The sequence below is a fragment of the Acetobacterium wieringae genome (genome assembly GCF_026646375.1).
In the GTDB taxonomy this organism is placed as follows: domain Bacteria; phylum Bacillota; class Clostridia; order Eubacteriales; family Eubacteriaceae; genus Acetobacterium; species Acetobacterium wieringae_A.
In genome coordinates, this window is the sequence record NZ_JAIPPU010000002.1 from 229,175 (window position 1) to 243,540 (window position 14,366).

At 45.9% G+C, this 14,366-nt stretch carries 13 protein-coding genes; all 13 read right to left on the reverse strand.

The features are described from left to right. Positions 1-57: 57 nt before the first annotated feature. Positions 58-930, reverse strand: a complete 873-nt coding sequence (gene rapZ / locus Q7P33_RS02740) for an RNase adapter RapZ (RefSeq protein WP_303867212.1) — start codon at positions 928-930, stop codon at positions 58-60. A 108-nt stretch (positions 931-1,038) separates the two neighbouring features. Next, positions 1,039-1,770, reverse strand: a complete 732-nt coding sequence (locus Q7P33_RS02745) for a PHP domain-containing protein (RefSeq protein ID WP_303867214.1) — start codon at positions 1,768-1,770, stop codon at positions 1,039-1,041. 158 nt (positions 1,771-1,928) lie between these two features. Next, entirely contained in the window at positions 1,929-2,834 is a 906-nt protein-coding gene (gene murB, locus Q7P33_RS02750) for a UDP-N-acetylmuramate dehydrogenase (RefSeq protein WP_303867216.1), read from the reverse strand. 315 nt (positions 2,835-3,149) lie between these two features. Next, positions 3,150-3,899: a ComF family protein gene (locus tag Q7P33_RS02755; protein WP_303867218.1), complete on the reverse strand. Its 750-nt coding sequence runs from the start codon at positions 3,897-3,899 to the stop codon at positions 3,150-3,152. A gap of 147 nt (positions 3,900-4,046) precedes the next feature. After that, a complete protein-coding gene (locus Q7P33_RS02760) occupies positions 4,047-6,260 on the reverse strand; it encodes an ATP-dependent RecD-like DNA helicase (RefSeq protein ID WP_303867219.1) in 2,214 nt (737 codons plus the stop codon). Between the two features lie 201 nt (positions 6,261-6,461). Beyond that, positions 6,462-8,213: an NADH-dependent [FeFe] hydrogenase, group A6 gene (locus tag Q7P33_RS02765; RefSeq protein ID WP_228881512.1), complete on the reverse strand. Its 1,752-nt coding sequence runs from the start codon at positions 8,211-8,213 to the stop codon at positions 6,462-6,464. A 20-nt stretch (positions 8,214-8,233) separates the two neighbouring features. Continuing rightward, positions 8,234-10,033 (reverse strand): NADH-quinone oxidoreductase subunit NuoF, encoded by a 1,800-nt coding sequence (gene nuoF, locus Q7P33_RS02770; protein ID WP_303867221.1) that lies wholly within the window; start codon positions 10,031-10,033, stop codon positions 8,234-8,236. A gap of 19 nt (positions 10,034-10,052) precedes the next feature. Then, on the reverse strand, positions 10,053-10,451 hold the full coding sequence (locus Q7P33_RS02775; RefSeq protein WP_228881509.1) for a ferredoxin: 399 nt from the start codon (positions 10,449-10,451) through the stop codon (positions 10,053-10,055). A gap of 4 nt (positions 10,452-10,455) precedes the next feature. Then, the gene (locus Q7P33_RS02780) at positions 10,456-11,001 is read right to left on the reverse strand and encodes an ATP-binding protein (protein ID WP_276520473.1); all 546 of its coding nucleotides are present in this window, start codon (positions 10,999-11,001) and stop codon (positions 10,456-10,458) included. 9 nt (positions 11,002-11,010) lie between these two features. Beyond that, positions 11,011-11,481: an NAD(P)H-dependent oxidoreductase subunit E gene (locus Q7P33_RS02785; protein ID WP_070370039.1), complete on the reverse strand. Its 471-nt coding sequence runs from the start codon at positions 11,479-11,481 to the stop codon at positions 11,011-11,013. A 365-nt stretch (positions 11,482-11,846) separates the two neighbouring features. After that, a complete protein-coding gene (locus Q7P33_RS02790) occupies positions 11,847-12,584 on the reverse strand; it encodes a PHP domain-containing protein (RefSeq protein WP_070370038.1) in 738 nt (245 codons plus the stop codon). 1 nt (position 12,585) lies between these two features. Beyond that, positions 12,586-12,918, reverse strand: coding sequence for an AraC family transcriptional regulator (locus Q7P33_RS02795; protein WP_070370037.1), 333 nt, complete (start codon positions 12,916-12,918; stop codon positions 12,586-12,588). 90 nt (positions 12,919-13,008) lie between these two features. After that, positions 13,009-14,358, reverse strand: coding sequence for a [Fe-Fe] hydrogenase large subunit C-terminal domain-containing protein (locus Q7P33_RS02800; RefSeq protein ID WP_303867227.1), 1,350 nt, complete (start codon positions 14,356-14,358; stop codon positions 13,009-13,011). Positions 14,359-14,366 lie beyond the last annotated feature (8 nt).

A 14,366-nucleotide genomic window follows, 5' to 3' on the forward strand; every position in this document is an offset into this window, starting at 1 on the left:
ATGGGCTGACAGGCGTAACATCCCCTTTTCTCATCCTACCAGTCCCCAAGTCATACCCTAGTGGTCGAGGCGGTTTCTTTTGATGTCCCGGTGTTTGAGGGTGGTTTCGTAGCCTTTTTCTTTGAGAGCCTGGCTTAACAGGCAGGCAAAGGTGACCGAGCGGTGCTGGCCGCCGGTACAGCCGATGGCAATTTCCACCGTATTTTTGGAAACCTTGGCAAACTGGGGAATGACAAATTCAATCAAATCCCACAATTTCTGATAAAAAACCTCCGCTTCCCGAAACGACATGACATAGTCTCGCACCGGTTGATCTTCGCCAGTCAAATTCCTAAGCTCCTGTTTATAAAAGGGATTGGGCAGAAAGCGGACATCAAAGACAAAATCGGCCCCCATGGGACTGGCATATTTAAAACCGAAGGAATAAATTTTTACCTTGGGTTTGGACTGATCCCGATCCAATTTAACCAGCTTTGTCAGCTGTTCTTTTAGCTCTCTGACCTTGATGTCCGAGGTGTCGATGACTTCATCGGCGATTTCTCTAAAATGCTCCAGGCTTTTTCGTTCCGCCCGGATCGCTTCGATGAGGTTACTGGCAAAATGGGTCAGGGGATGATTACGCCGAGTTTCCTGATAGCGGGATACCAGTACCTCGTCCCGGGCATCTAAAAAGATCAGCTTGAGATCATCCCGGGTAGCCTTGTACTCAGCCAGGGGGGTATCTTTTCCGTCCAGGAAAATATCGCCCCGGACATCGGTGACCAGGGCTATTTTTTCAATTTCGGTGGCCGATTGCTGACAGAGATTGATGAAGGTCACAATCAGCTGCGGGGGAATGTTATCAACACAAAAATAACCCAGATCTTCGAGGATTTGAATGGCCTGGGATTTTCCGGCGCCAGACATACCGGTGATGATGATGGTTTTCATGGGTTACTCCTTTTTTTGAATTACTGTGACTCCCGGCCATGACATGGGGACATTTCGCCTGTCATCCCGCTGGGCTGACAGGCGTAACGTCCCCAAGTCACACCCTACCTAGTCGGTGATATTGACGATGCGGGTAATGGGGATGCCGGCGGCTTTGACAACCGCTGGGGTGTCCCGCATATCCCCCAGAGCAGCAATGCTATGGGCGTCACTGTTGATGGCAAAGCTGACTGGGTATTTCATGGCGATTTTTATTTCTTCGGCGTTTAAATGATTATGTCTGGGGTTAATTTCCAGGATCACACCGTGTTCGGCGGCGGCTTTGGCAACCGCTTCGATGTTGATAGGCATTTTATCGCCGGGATGGGTAATCAGCTTGATGTCATAGCGTTCCATCATTTTGATATAGGTTCGGGTGTTCATCTCCACCACCGCTTTTCTTAAAAAAGGCAGCACCCGGGCCGCATAGTTGGGAAGGGCAAAAACAAAGATATCTTTGATACTGGCCGGGAAATAGCCGTAGTGGTAGCCAGCTGAGATCCAGTCGCAATATTTTTTTTCTTCCTCTTTAATATCTATGTCGCCGTTGGCGCCGATGATGTTGGATTCCACCGAAAGGTAGATGTCAATATCGTCGTATTTTTGATTAAGAGCATCGATCTCGGCCCGCATTTTGGCAAAATTCTTTTTTCGCACCCCAAAAACAGGATGGCTGCGGCCGTGATCGGAAATGGTGATCGCTTCCAGACCAATTTTACGACCCTGCTCAACCATTTCTGCGATGGTATTTTTGCCATGGCTATAGGTTGTATGGGTGTGCATATCATGGGTTATTTTCATGAGATTTCCTTACATATTATTGAGATAGGTTAATTGCAAAACTGCCGTGAGCTATTCTATTTGTCATCACTACAACGTGGCTCGGTCATGACATGGGGACATTTCGCCTTTCATCCTGCTGGGCTGACAGGCGTAACGTCTCCTTTTCTCATCCTAGCCTAGTCGTTTCCGATGACAATGACTTCGGTTTTTAGATCAACGCCAAATTTTTCTTTAACAGCTGCCTGAATCGCCCCGATGAGGTTTAAAATATCAGCCGCAGTGGCGTCGCCTTTATTGATAACAAAGCCGCTATGTTTTTCGGAGACCTGGGCCCCGCCGATGGCATAGCCTTTAAAACCGGCATCCTGCACCAGTTTACCGGCATAATAGCCTTCCGGTCGGCGGAAGGTGCTGCCGGCGCTGGGGTATTCCAGCGGTTGCTTGGTCTGTCTTTGGGTGTTTAAGTTAAGCATTTTTGCTTCGATGGCCTGGCAGTCGCCGTGTTTTAGACCCAGCTCGACACGAATCAGAATCCAGCCGTGCTGTTGCAGGATACTGGATCGGTAGCCAAACTGGCACTCCTCGGCAGGGATGGTTTTCAGACTGCCATCTTCGGTAATCACCGTAATGCTCTGAATAACCCCCTTCATTTCGCCGTCATAGGCACCGGCATTCATGGTGACCGCACCGCCCAGACTGCCGGGAATGCCGGAAGCAAATTCCAGACCGGTGAGGTTTTCTTTCAGCGCAATATTGGCCAGATCTTTAAGGCTGATCCCCGGTTCGGCAATCAGGGTTGTTCCCTGAACTTCCACCCGATTGAGGGCCTTGGTATTAACGATGATGCCACGATAGCCTTTATCCCGGACGATCAGGTTGCTGCCGTTACCCATAATATAGAGGGGTTTTTCGGCTTCTTTGCAGATTTCCAGTACCTGTTGCAGTTCTTTTCGGGTCTGGGGCATTAAAAAAAGGTCTGCCGGACCCCCAACCTTAAAGGAGGTATGGTCTTTCATCGGTTCATTTTCTTTTATATTTTCGATCGCCATGACGGCTTGCAGTTTTTTGATGGTATTCTTCATATAATTATTCCTATCTTTTTCAGAGATGCTCAAGTATAACATGGTGCTGCAACGTCTTTCAGAACTACAGCCATGCTCAGATGTGACAGTGGGATATTTTGTTTGTCATCGCTACTGCGTGGCTTGGTCATGACATGGGGATATTTCGAACGTCATCCCTATTGGGCTGACCTCCGTAACGTCCCCTTTTCTCATCCTACCAGTCACCACGTCTTACCCTACCGTGGTTTTAATGAGTTCATCATACCATTATTTACGTGGCTTCGCCACAAAAAAAGGCCCTTTGCGGGTCTTTTTAAGAATCTTTTATCTGGGCTACTCGGCAACGGCGCAAAGGGTTGCGATATAAACCTGGGCGGCACCAGCATCCAGAAGGGTGGCGCTGGTTTCTGCCAGGGTCGCCCCGGTCGTGAGGACATCATCCACCAGCAGAATGTTTTTATTCTGGATGACTTCGATTGCTTCAACCGTGAATGCTCCGGTCAGATTGGAAAGACGTTCTTCACGACCCTGACCCAGCTGGTGCGGCGTATCCCGGCTGCGGATCAGGACTTCCGGGGCCAATTCCGGAGCATTTGAATTTTTTTTAGCTAAACCGTCATAAATACCCCGGGCAATCTTTTCACTCTGGTTATAGCCCCGCTCAGTCAAGCGGTTGGGATGCAGGGGCACCGGAATAATCAGATCCACACGGTTAACCCATTGGGATTGGGCAATAGCAGCCCCCATGTGGGTGCCCATCCAGATACCCAAATGGGGCCGGTCTTTAAATTTAATGGCCTGCACCAATCTTTTAGCGGAGTCCTCATAACTTAGATGGGCATAACCACCGGCAAAAGGCAGATTGAGTTTGGCACAGGGGCTGCACTCCTTTCGCTGGTGACGAAAAATTGGTCGACCACACTGACTGCAGGTCGGATTGCTGATGACCGGAAGATCATCCTCACATTGATGGCACAAAAACCGGTCGGTAATAAAAAGTACCCGGCCGCAGATGGGGCAGGTGCCATTTTTGAGAAAAAGGTTGTTCTCAAGAAAGGTCAGGAGGGTTTGTTTCAGGTTCATGGTTACCTCTTTTCGCATTCATGGGGACATTTTACCTTTGATTCTGATTATATCAGACTACCCGGCCCGGGATGACATGGGGACGCGACGTCTTTCATCCCTATCGGGCTGACATCCGTATCGTCCTCAAGTCACGCCCTGTCTTATTTACACCATCGGGTGTTTGATATAGGTGACGATGCGATCCCGGAGGGCGGTCTGGCGATCCTGGGATTCGCCGGATTTGATCATTTGCCGGAAAACGTACTGGTTGCCCATCAAAATCAACAGCTTTTTGGCTCGGGTGACGGCCGTATAGAGCAGTTTACGATTTAAAAAGAGGGGCGGCCCGCCGACGATCGGCATGACCACCACCGGAAACTCACTGCCCTGACTTTTATGGACGGTCATAGCGTAGGCGTGGGTGATTTCGTCCATCTGGTCAAAGTCATAGGTGACCCGCTTGCCGTCATTAAACAGAATGGCAAAGGATTTTTCCCGGTTACTGATGCTTTCCAGAATTCCAATATCACCATTATAAATCCCTTCGCCCTGTTCCAGCGACAGGGTGTCTTCCCACTTGATCCGGTAGTTGTTTTTGATCTGCATGACCTTATCCCCTTCCCGGTAAATCACCATTCCGAATTCCCGCTGCACCCGGTTCTCCCGGGGCGGATTGAGCACCGCCTGGAGCTCCCGGTTAAGATTGATAACACCGACCTTACCGTTTTTCATCGGTGAGATCACCTGGATGTCACTGGTGCTGTCAAAACCTTTGGCCATCGGCAATCGATTGGTGACCAACTCGAGAATATCCCGGAGCAGTTTATCACTGTCATTTTTATTAAGAAATAAAAAATCCGAATCGTTATTGATATCCGGAATCCGGCCATGATTAATCTCGTAGGCATTGACCGAGATCATACTTTCTTCCGACTGGCGGTAGATCCGGTCAAGGCTTAATACCTTGACCGCCCCGCTTTCAATGATGTCTTTTAAAACATTTCCCGGTCCCACCGAAGGCAGCTGATCGGCATCGCCAACCATGATCAGCCGGGTGCCCGGCTGGATGGCCATCAGCAAACTGTCCATCAGGAGAATATCAATCATCGAGGATTCATCAACGATAATGGCATCGACATCAAGGGGGTTACTTTCATCCTTGCTGAAACTGGGAAAGTCATCATCCTGACTGTATTCATATTCCAGCAGCCGGTGGATGGTTTTGGCTTCGTTACCGGTGGTTTCGGTAATCCGCTTGGCCGCCCGGCCGGTGGGGGCGGCCAGCACGGTTTTAAGACCCAGATCTTTAAAAATTCGCACTATCCCGTTGATAATGGTTGTTTTACCGGTACCGGGTCCGCCAGTAATGACAATAACCCCATTATCCATGGCGGCGGCAATGGCTTCCCGCTGCTTATCATCCAGCGTGATTGACATATCCTGCTCATAGTTTCTGATTTTGGCCGTAATGTTGACATCCGCTATTTTATAGGTCATCTGGCTGATTCTGGCCATGGCCAGAGCCGCGTTGTCCTCAGCTTCAAATAGATTCCGGGGATAGTAGACCCGCTGATCGGCGATCTCCTCCTGAATGATGCGACCCATCAGCACCAGTTCACCTAATTGAGCGTTAATCTCGTCTTCATCGACGCCAAGTATTCGAGAACTGGTTTGGATCAGTTCGGTTTCAGTCATATAGGTATTGCCCCGGTTATAGCATTCCCCCAGTGAATAGTTGATTCCCGCCAGAACCCGACCGGGACTGTTGGCTTCAAAACCGAGATGGTTGGCAATCTGGTCGGCAATTTTAAAGCCAATCCCCCGGATATCATCAATCATCTGGTAGGGGTTATTTAGTAGCACCGAGATGGTGTCGAATTTGTAAGTTTTATAGAGTTTCATCGCCCAGTTGGCCGAGATGCCGTAGTCCTGAATCTGAATCATAATCTGACGGACTTCCCGTTGTTCGTGGTAGACTTCTTTGATGGCGGCCAGGGTTTTCTTGCCAATGCCTTTAATTTCGGACAATCGCTGGGGGTCATTATCCAGGATATCCAGGGTTTCTTCTCCAAATCGGGCGACAATCGCTTTGGCGGTTTTTTCGCCTATGCCAGGCAGAATACCCGAGGATAGATAGCGGATAATGCCTTCGGTGGAGGTGGGAATTTCCATGGCATAGGTTTCCATGGTAAACTGATCACCGTAATTTTTATGTTCAGTCCAGTAACCGGTAAGTTTTAAGTACTCGCCATGATTCAGTTCGTCAAAATTCCCGACAACGGTGACCAGATCGCCATCGATATCAAAGTGGGCGACGGTATAACCGTTGCTTGCGTTTCTAAAGACGATGTGCTCCACCGTACCCTTAATGCTTTCCATGCTTTGCTCCTGTTTTGTTTTTCCGCACAGGGGGACGGTTCTTTTGTGTCCGATTGTTCTTAATCGAATTGTTGACACAAGAAAAACCGTCCCCCTGTGCTTACTTTTGTTCGATACTCTATCGGTTTATTATAACACAAAAAAAGACCCATTATTGGGCCTTTTTTTCGTTTAAGGAGTTTTTCGTTTATCGAACTGCAATTAAACCAATTTTGGTTTAGCTGAGTATTTTGTATGTAAAATATGGTGCGCTTTGTGGCTGTTTGGCTCTTCCAGGTATTCTTCGTACAGTCGGATGACAGAAGGATTCTGGTGAGATTTTCGGTAGGTTAATACATTGGCATCTTCGTCATACAGAGCTTTTGCTCGTTCAACACGAATGTCGACGTCCATTTTATCTTTAGCAGATACGATGGGTTGTCCACCACCGTTGACACAGCCGCCTGGGCAAGCCATCAGCTCGATGAAGTGGGTATCAGCCAATTTACCAGCTTTAAGCATTTCCATGACCTCACGGATGTTTGATCCACCATGAGCTACTAACAGGTTGACTTTCAGGTCTGGGGTTACATCAACACTGGCTTGTTTGATACCATCGGTACCACGAACCACATGATATTCAATTTCCTGAATGTCTTTTTTGTTCAGTACGTCGGCAACTGTTCTGACAGCCGCTTCCATAACACCACCGGTAGCGCCGAAGATAACAGCAGCTCCTGTGGATTCACCATAGTAATCATCAAAGTCTTCATCTGGTAATTTGTCAAACAGAATACGGGCTTCTTTGATCATACGTGCAAGTTCCCGAGTGGTGATGGAGATATCAACATCGGCATTACCGTCAGTACATAATTCTTCTCGTTGTACTTCGTATTTTTTAGCAGTACAAGGCATGATTGAAACAACAACCATATCTTTAGGATCAATTCCATTAGCTTGCGCATAGTGGTTTTTGAGTAAAGCACCGGTGATATTTTGTGGTGATTTACAGCTTGACAGATGTGGAATCGCTTCTGGATAATAGGTTTCGATAAATTTAATCCAACCTGGTGAACAAGATGTGATCATTGGTAGAACACCACCGTTGGTCACACGTCCAATCAGTTCTGTTCCTTCTTCCATGATACATACGTCAGCACCGAAATCGGTATCGAATACTTTGTCAAAGCCCAGTCTTCGTAATGCAGCTGCCATTTTACCGGTTACTGATGTTCCCATTGGGTAGCCAAAGTCTTCACCTAAACCAGCACGAACAGCTGGAGCGGTTTGAACGATAACAGTTTTGGTAGGATCAGCAATGGCATCCCAAACTTGTTGAATATTTGATTTTTCTTTTAAAGCGCCAACTGGACAGTTGATGATACATTGTCCACAGTTGATGCAGCCAACTTCAGCTAATGATTTGTCAAATACTGGTTGTACCTGTGAGGTAAAGCCTCGACCAACGGTGCCAAGTACGGCAACGCTCTGGACGTTTGTACAAACTGATACACATCGCTTACAAAGAATACATTTGCTTTCGTCACGGACAACAGCTGTTGATAAATCGTCAATCAGTTTACCTGATTTTTCGCCTTCGAAAGGAATTTCAGAAACACCCAGGTCGGTGGCCAGTGTCTGCAGTTCACAGTTTTCGCTACGAATACAGGTAGTACATTCACGGTTGTGGTTTGACAGGATTAATTCAAGGTTTACGCGTCGTGCTTTTCGAACGGCTGGGGAATTGGTAAGTACTTCGATGCCATTGGCAACTGGGTAAACACACGCTGCTTGCAGTGCTCGTGCTCCAGCGATTTCAACCAGACACATACGACAAGCCCCAATTTCGTTAACATCTTTCAGGTAACAAAGTGTTGGGATATCGATATTGCTCATTCTGGCTGCTTCTAAAATGGTTGTTCCTTCGGGAACAGTCATTTCCTGACCGTTTATTTTAAATGTTACATCTTTCATTGTTTTTGTGACCTCCTAAATCAACCCTTGGAAATGGAGCCAAATGGACAGGCTTCAATACAGGCACCACATTTAATACATTTTGCTGTATCGATGGTATATGGTTTTTTCTTTTCACCGGTGATCGCATCGGCTGGACATTTCTTCGCACAGATTCCGCAACCTTTACAGGTATCAGGATTGATTGTGAAGTCTAACAGATGTTTACATACGCCAGCGGGACATTTTTTGTCATTGATATGTGCTTCGTATTCGTCACGGAAGTAACGGATGGTAGACAGAACAGGGTTTGGAGCAGTTTGTCCCAATCCACAAAGAGCTGAAGCTTTGATACCAACAGCCAGTTCTTCCAACCGTTCGATATCGCCTTCAATCCCTTTACCATCACAGATTCGTTCCAGAATTTCAAGCATTCTCTTGGTACCGATACGGCAAGGAGGACACTTACCACAGGATTCGTCCTGAGTAAAATCAAGGAAGAAACGGGCTACGTCAACCATACAGTTGTCTTCGTCCATTACGATTAGTCCACCAGAACCCATCATGGAGCCGATGGCAATCAGGTTATCATAATCAATTTTTGTATCTAATAAAGAAGCTGGAATACATCCGCCTGATGGTCCACCAGTTTGGGCTGCTTTGAAGGCTTTACCATTAGGAATCCCACCACCGATTTCAAAGACGATTTCACGGAGGGTTGTTCCCATTGGGATTTCAAGTAGACCGGTGTTGTTGATTTTTCCACCTAGTGCGAATACTTTTGTTCCTTTAGATTTTTCGGTTCCGACTGATGCAAACCATTCTGCGCCTTTTAAGATAATCGCTGGAATATTTGCATAGGTTTCTACGTTATTTAATACGGTTGGTTTGCCAAACAAACCTTTGTTAGCGGGGAATGGCGGACGTGGACGCGGTTCACCACGTTTACCTTCAATAGAATTCATTAACGCTGTTTCTTCACCACAAACAAATGCGCCGGCGCCTAAACGAATTTCCAGGTCGAAGGAGAAATCGGTATCAAAGATATTTTCTCCCAGCAAACCATATTCTTTGGCCTGATCAATAGCGATCTGCAGACGGTTAACAGCGATTGGATATTCAGCTCGAACATAAACATAACCTTTAGAAGCACCTACAGCAAAACCGGCAATCGCCATGGCTTCGATCAGTGCATGCGGATCACCTTCAAGTACAGATCGATCCATGAATGCACCAGGGTCTCCTTCATCGGCGTTACATGCTACAAATTTTACGCCATCTTCGGATACAGCATCGTGAGCAAACTGCCATTTAAGACCAGTTGGGAATCCTCCGCCCCCACGACCACGAAGACCGGACGCTTTAACTTCGTTAATTACATCGACTGGTGTCATGGTTAACAGCACTTTTTCCAGCGCCAGGTAACCATCAAATGCGATATATTCATCAATATTTTCAGGATTGATAACACCACAGTTTGCCAAAGCAATACGTTTTTGGGTTTTGAAGAAGCCCAGTTCATTGATTGACAGTGGGTGATGACCATCACCTTTTTCGGTGTAGATCAAACGATCCAATGGACGACCTTTGACCAGGTGTTCTTCAACCAGTTCAGGAATATCAGCAGCTTCAACTCGGCTGTAGAATGTTCCTTCTGGGTATACAATAACAACTGGTCCCAGTTCACACAAACCAAAACAACCGGTTGCAACAACTTCTACTTCATCCAGGATATCGTGTTTGACTAATTCTTTTTTTAATTCTTTTACTAATGTCATGGATCCTGAGGATGTACATCCTGTACCACCACAAATCAGTACCTGCGAACGTTTATATGCCATCTGCTCTTCTCCTCCTCAATTAACCCTTAACCGTTGGATCAATGACTTTACCATCAACCACAGTCATGGTGTATTCATCGACAACTTTGCCTTGAGCCAAGTGTTGATCTACAACTTTAGCAACCTTTTCCGGTGTCATATGCACATAGGTTACTTTTTCATTGTTAGCATCATAAACTTCAACAATTGGTTCTAATCGACATGATCCGATACAACCTGTTTGGGCAACAGTAACATCGACCAAACCTTTTGCATCTACTTCTTCCATCAGTTTAACCATAACGGGTCGAGCGCCTGCTGCGATACCACAGGTTGCCATTCCTACTACGACGCGATATCCATTCTTGCCGTGTCTTAAATTGATTTCGTTCAATTTTTTTTCACGAATCGCTTTTAGTTCTGCTAAGGACTTTGCCATAAATTTATTCCTCCATAATTTCTTCAAGACCTTCTGAAACGAATTCCCGAATCCAGTTTAGTATAGCTGGTTCGTTTAACGATTCTACTTCCAGAGTGTCTTTAATTTCTCGTGTATTAAAAACAAATAGTTGGTTATTGAAGTCGTGTTGATAAATAAGATCTGTCTCTCCAAAAGACATTACCATGGTGAGTACCGTATCGGCCATATTCCCCAGCGGGACACGATCAATATGGTCTCGCATAAAGCTTCCAATCACCTTTGTGCCAACACCAAGGGTCGAGCTTATCTCAAAGTATCCGCCGCATGCTTCCGCTGCTGCTTTAAATAGAGATAAACCCAGACCAACCTTTCTGGTTGTTCGGGTCGTTACAAACGGATCTGTGATATTCTCAAGCCGATCAGCCGGTATGCCACACCCATCATCAGTGATAACAATGGTGAGTTCATTATTTGCCGTGGACTCAATAATCAGCAGTTTCACAAGCTTTGCCTGGGCTCTAATGGAATTTTGGGTAATATCCAAAATGTGAAGGGACAACTCTTTCATAACAGCTAATTAAAATTTTTCAAGGATCGCTGGAATTTCATCTACGGTTAAACGTCCAAATACTTCTTCGTTAATCATCATTACTGGAGCCAAACCACAGGCACCAACACATCGGGTTGCGTCAACTGACCATTTTCCATCTTCAGTTGTATCACCAACCTGTGTTCCTAAAATGCTGTTAACCTTGTCAATAATTGGTTGTGCGCCTCTTACATAGCAAGCGGTTCCTAAGCAGATACCAATTTTGAATTTTCCTTTTGGTTTAAGTGTAAATTGTGAATAAAATGTTGCCACACCGTAGACTTCAGTCAGAGGAATTCCTAACTCATCTGCGATGGTTCCCTGTAGTTCAAGTGGTAAGTAGCCGTATTTTTCCTGGGTTTCCTGCAGAATCTGCATTAAACAACCTGGTACTTCTCTGTGCTCGGCGACTATTGCCTTTACTACGTCCAAATTTTCAACTGGTATTAATTCAGCCAATTTTCAAACCTCCTAATTAAATCATGCAAACCTTTACGCTTGTGATTGCATATTTTCTAACGAAGTCATTATAACACAGAACGAAATATTTCGTTATATTTATAACAGATAAATTTTTCACTCTTTTTGGCCCGGATTTTTATGAAAACCTTTAACTTTTTTGTTTTTTGAAGTAAAAATTCTACCCATTTATTTTTTTTTCAAAATAAGTGTAATAATTTTGCACAAAAAAACAGGCGCTTCGAAAAACACCTGTAAAGTTCACAGCTAACTACCGTATAAACCACTTATTCATCTGTTGTTCGCTCCGATACGCAGAGTCTGACCGCTCAGTCACAACATGATCGAACACGTGTCGGTACGACTTAAACAATCGATCCCAGATAGTTAATCAGCGTCTGCCTTTGCATATCCGGTAGTTCCAGAAAATATTCCCGCTCGGCCATGTCTTCCAATTGATGGGCATCAGAACCGTGAATGAACTGATAGTCTTTAAAAAAACGGAAGTTTTTCCGGACATTTTCAAAGGTTTCTTTTTTTGACACTTCGCAGGTCTTTACTGCCAATTCCAGGGGAATAAATCCCAGCGATGAAATTAAACTATAGGATTTTCGGTCGATGTGGGCTGGTACCAGCACCCCGCCCAGGTCCGTAACAAGATCCCAGAGCTGATTGACCCCAATATCAGTTGCTGAAATCAACAATTTATCGACTTCGCCAATAATATTATCCTCAGCATCCATGATCGTTTGGGGGCCGAACAGCGCTTTTTCATTTTTCACATCCGGAAGATGGTCATAAACAATGGCATCCAGTTTCATGGCCGCCTCCAGGGTTGGCAGATAGGCCAGAACATGGGCTTCTTCTTTGGTTGTCACTTCAATACCCGGCAGAATGCAAAGGCCTGTTCCGGTTTCTTTGGCCAATTCTTTAGCCACAGCCATAACCGCTGGTAAATTTTTGGCGGTGTTGTGATCCGTGACGGCAATAAAATCCAGTTCTTTAATCAGGGCCATATTGACAATGTTGTTGGGGGTCATCTCCGCTTCACCACAGGGGGATAATGCCGAGTGGATGTGCAGATCAATGGCTACCTTTTCCATTTTATATGCCAGCGTTTCCTAAAATTTTACAGACTTCAAAAGCATTAAGACCGGTAATAATAATCGGGATATCCTCGATGATGGCCCGTTCCAGAGTACTTTCTTCAACTTCAGCCCCTTCAGGAATAATCACGCAGCTCATCTCCAGCAGCGACGCTACAGCAATAATGTTGACATGCGTCTGGATCGTCACCCAGGCGCAGCCATGACCGGCATTGGCCATAACCCAACTGAGCAGGTCACCGACATAGCCACTTTTAATGACCCCCTCAATCCCTACCTGAGGATTAAGACACTTGAATTCTTTGTTTTCTAATAACGCACTAACCTTCATTCCTTTTCTCCTTTAATATAAATCATTAATCAGTTGTTGCGGATGCAGGCGAAAAAGATTCAACCTGATGAGCCGCCACTGCGGATAGTATTAAATTTCTTCTTTTTTGATCAATGGTTTTTCGGTGGGATGTTCGACCTGCAACAGTTCATTGGTTAAAACTGAGAGATCCCGGACCCGATCTTTTAAGACAAATACACAATCGATTTCTTTGGCTTTTCCAGCGACAATATCTTCTGCCAGAGCCCGACAGCCCGGAGCGCCACAGGAACCACAGTCCAGACCGGGGAGTTTACTTTCGAGTATTTCGATTTGCTTCATTTTTTCGATGGCGCGATTGATATCCTGATCCAGAGGTTCCGGACTTCTCGGCAGAATTCGCTCTTTGATGTGCATCATCCCGGAATTATAAACACTTCGCACGTATTCATCGGACATGTGGATAATGGAGGTTTGTTTCATGGTTTTGGCCCGATCCTGAATGTACATTTTAGCCACATAATTATTTTCCACCGTCAAACAACCGCCAACGCAGCCGCCGATACAGGCTAGTCCTTCAAAAAACTCGATGGTATCGAGTTTACCGCATTCAATTTCTTCCAGAACATTAATAACATTTTGAATTCCATCGACATGGAGAACATTTTTATTTTTAAGGTAGTCACTTTCACCACCAGACAAAGCCCAGGTACAGGATTCTGGGGTGGTATTATGCAGGCCTTCCTGATGCGGGCACTTGCCGATAAGCCGGGCGATATCACTATAAATGTCCTTAATGGCAATGGCACCATCGATTAGGTCATATTTATCGTACTCACTGGCCGCCGGGTTATTGACCATGGTGGCTTTGGCAGCGCAGGGGGTAATAAAAAAAACGCCGACATCGCTATTTTTATGGATTCCTTCTTCCCTGATCCGCTTTCTAATCAGTCTGGCGGTTATTGCCATCGGGGACTTCAAGCGGCAGATATTGTCAGTGAGTTCAGGAAAGCGCACCTGAATCAGCTTGACAACCGCCGGACAGGCTGAAGAAATCAGCGGTCTGGGATATCGTTTGGCATGATACTCATACTTCAGGGCCTGGCCGACAATTTCAGCACCATAGGCCACTTCCACCACCTCATCAAAGCCCAGGGCTTTGACGGCCGAAAGAATCTGGCTAATGGAATATTTCGGTTTAAACTGACCAATGATGGCGGGTGCCACCATCGCCACGGTATATTGATAATTATCTTTTTTTGAAAGCGGATCGGTTTTGGCCAGCTTGGCATGATGCGGACAAATCCGAATACACTCACCACAGTCAATGCATTTGGACTCATTGATGGTCGCCTTCCCCCCCCGAACCCGGATGGCTCCAGTGGGACAGCTTCTCAGACAGGTCGTGCAACCCAGACATTTTTCCTCATCAAGGTATACTGAATGCAGTAATTTTTCCATATGTCCCC

Excerpts from the sequence above, each read along its gene's own strand:
- Q7P33_RS02780 (WP_276520473.1), bottom strand. The coding sequence starts at position 11,001 with ATGAAAGAGTTGTCCCTTCACATTTTGGATATTACCCAAAATTCCATT.
- Q7P33_RS02795 (WP_070370037.1), bottom strand. The coding sequence starts at position 12,918 with ATGAAGGTTAGTGCGTTATTAGAAAACAAAGAATTCAAGTGTCTTAAT.
- Q7P33_RS02760 (WP_303867219.1), bottom strand. The coding sequence starts at position 6,260 with ATGGAAAGCATTAAGGGTACGGTGGAGCACATCGTCTTTAGAAACGCA.
- rapZ (WP_303867212.1), bottom strand. The coding sequence starts at position 930 with ATGAAAACCATCATCATCACCGGTATGTCTGGCGCCGGAAAATCCCAG.
- Q7P33_RS02790 (WP_070370038.1), bottom strand. The coding sequence starts at position 12,584 with ATGGAAAAGGTAGCCATTGATCTGCACATCCACTCGGCATTATCCCCC.
- Q7P33_RS02765 (WP_228881512.1), bottom strand. The coding sequence starts at position 8,213 with ATGAAAGATGTAACATTTAAAATAAACGGTCAGGAAATGACTGTTCCC.
- Q7P33_RS02800 (WP_303867227.1), bottom strand. The coding sequence starts at position 14,358 with ATGGAAAAATTACTGCATTCAGTATACCTTGATGAGGAAAAATGTCTG.
- Q7P33_RS02755 (WP_303867218.1), bottom strand. The coding sequence starts at position 3,899 with ATGAACCTGAAACAAACCCTCCTGACCTTTCTTGAGAACAACCTTTTT.
- Q7P33_RS02745 (WP_303867214.1), bottom strand. The coding sequence starts at position 1,770 with ATGAAAATAACCCATGATATGCACACCCATACAACCTATAGCCATGGC.
- Q7P33_RS02775 (WP_228881509.1), bottom strand. The coding sequence starts at position 10,451 with ATGGCAAAGTCCTTAGCAGAACTAAAAGCGATTCGTGAAAAAAAATTG.
- murB (WP_303867216.1), bottom strand. The coding sequence starts at position 2,834 with ATGAAGAATACCATCAAAAAACTGCAAGCCGTCATGGCGATCGAAAAT.
- nuoF (WP_303867221.1), bottom strand. The coding sequence starts at position 10,033 with ATGGCATATAAACGTTCGCAGGTACTGATTTGTGGTGGTACAGGATGT.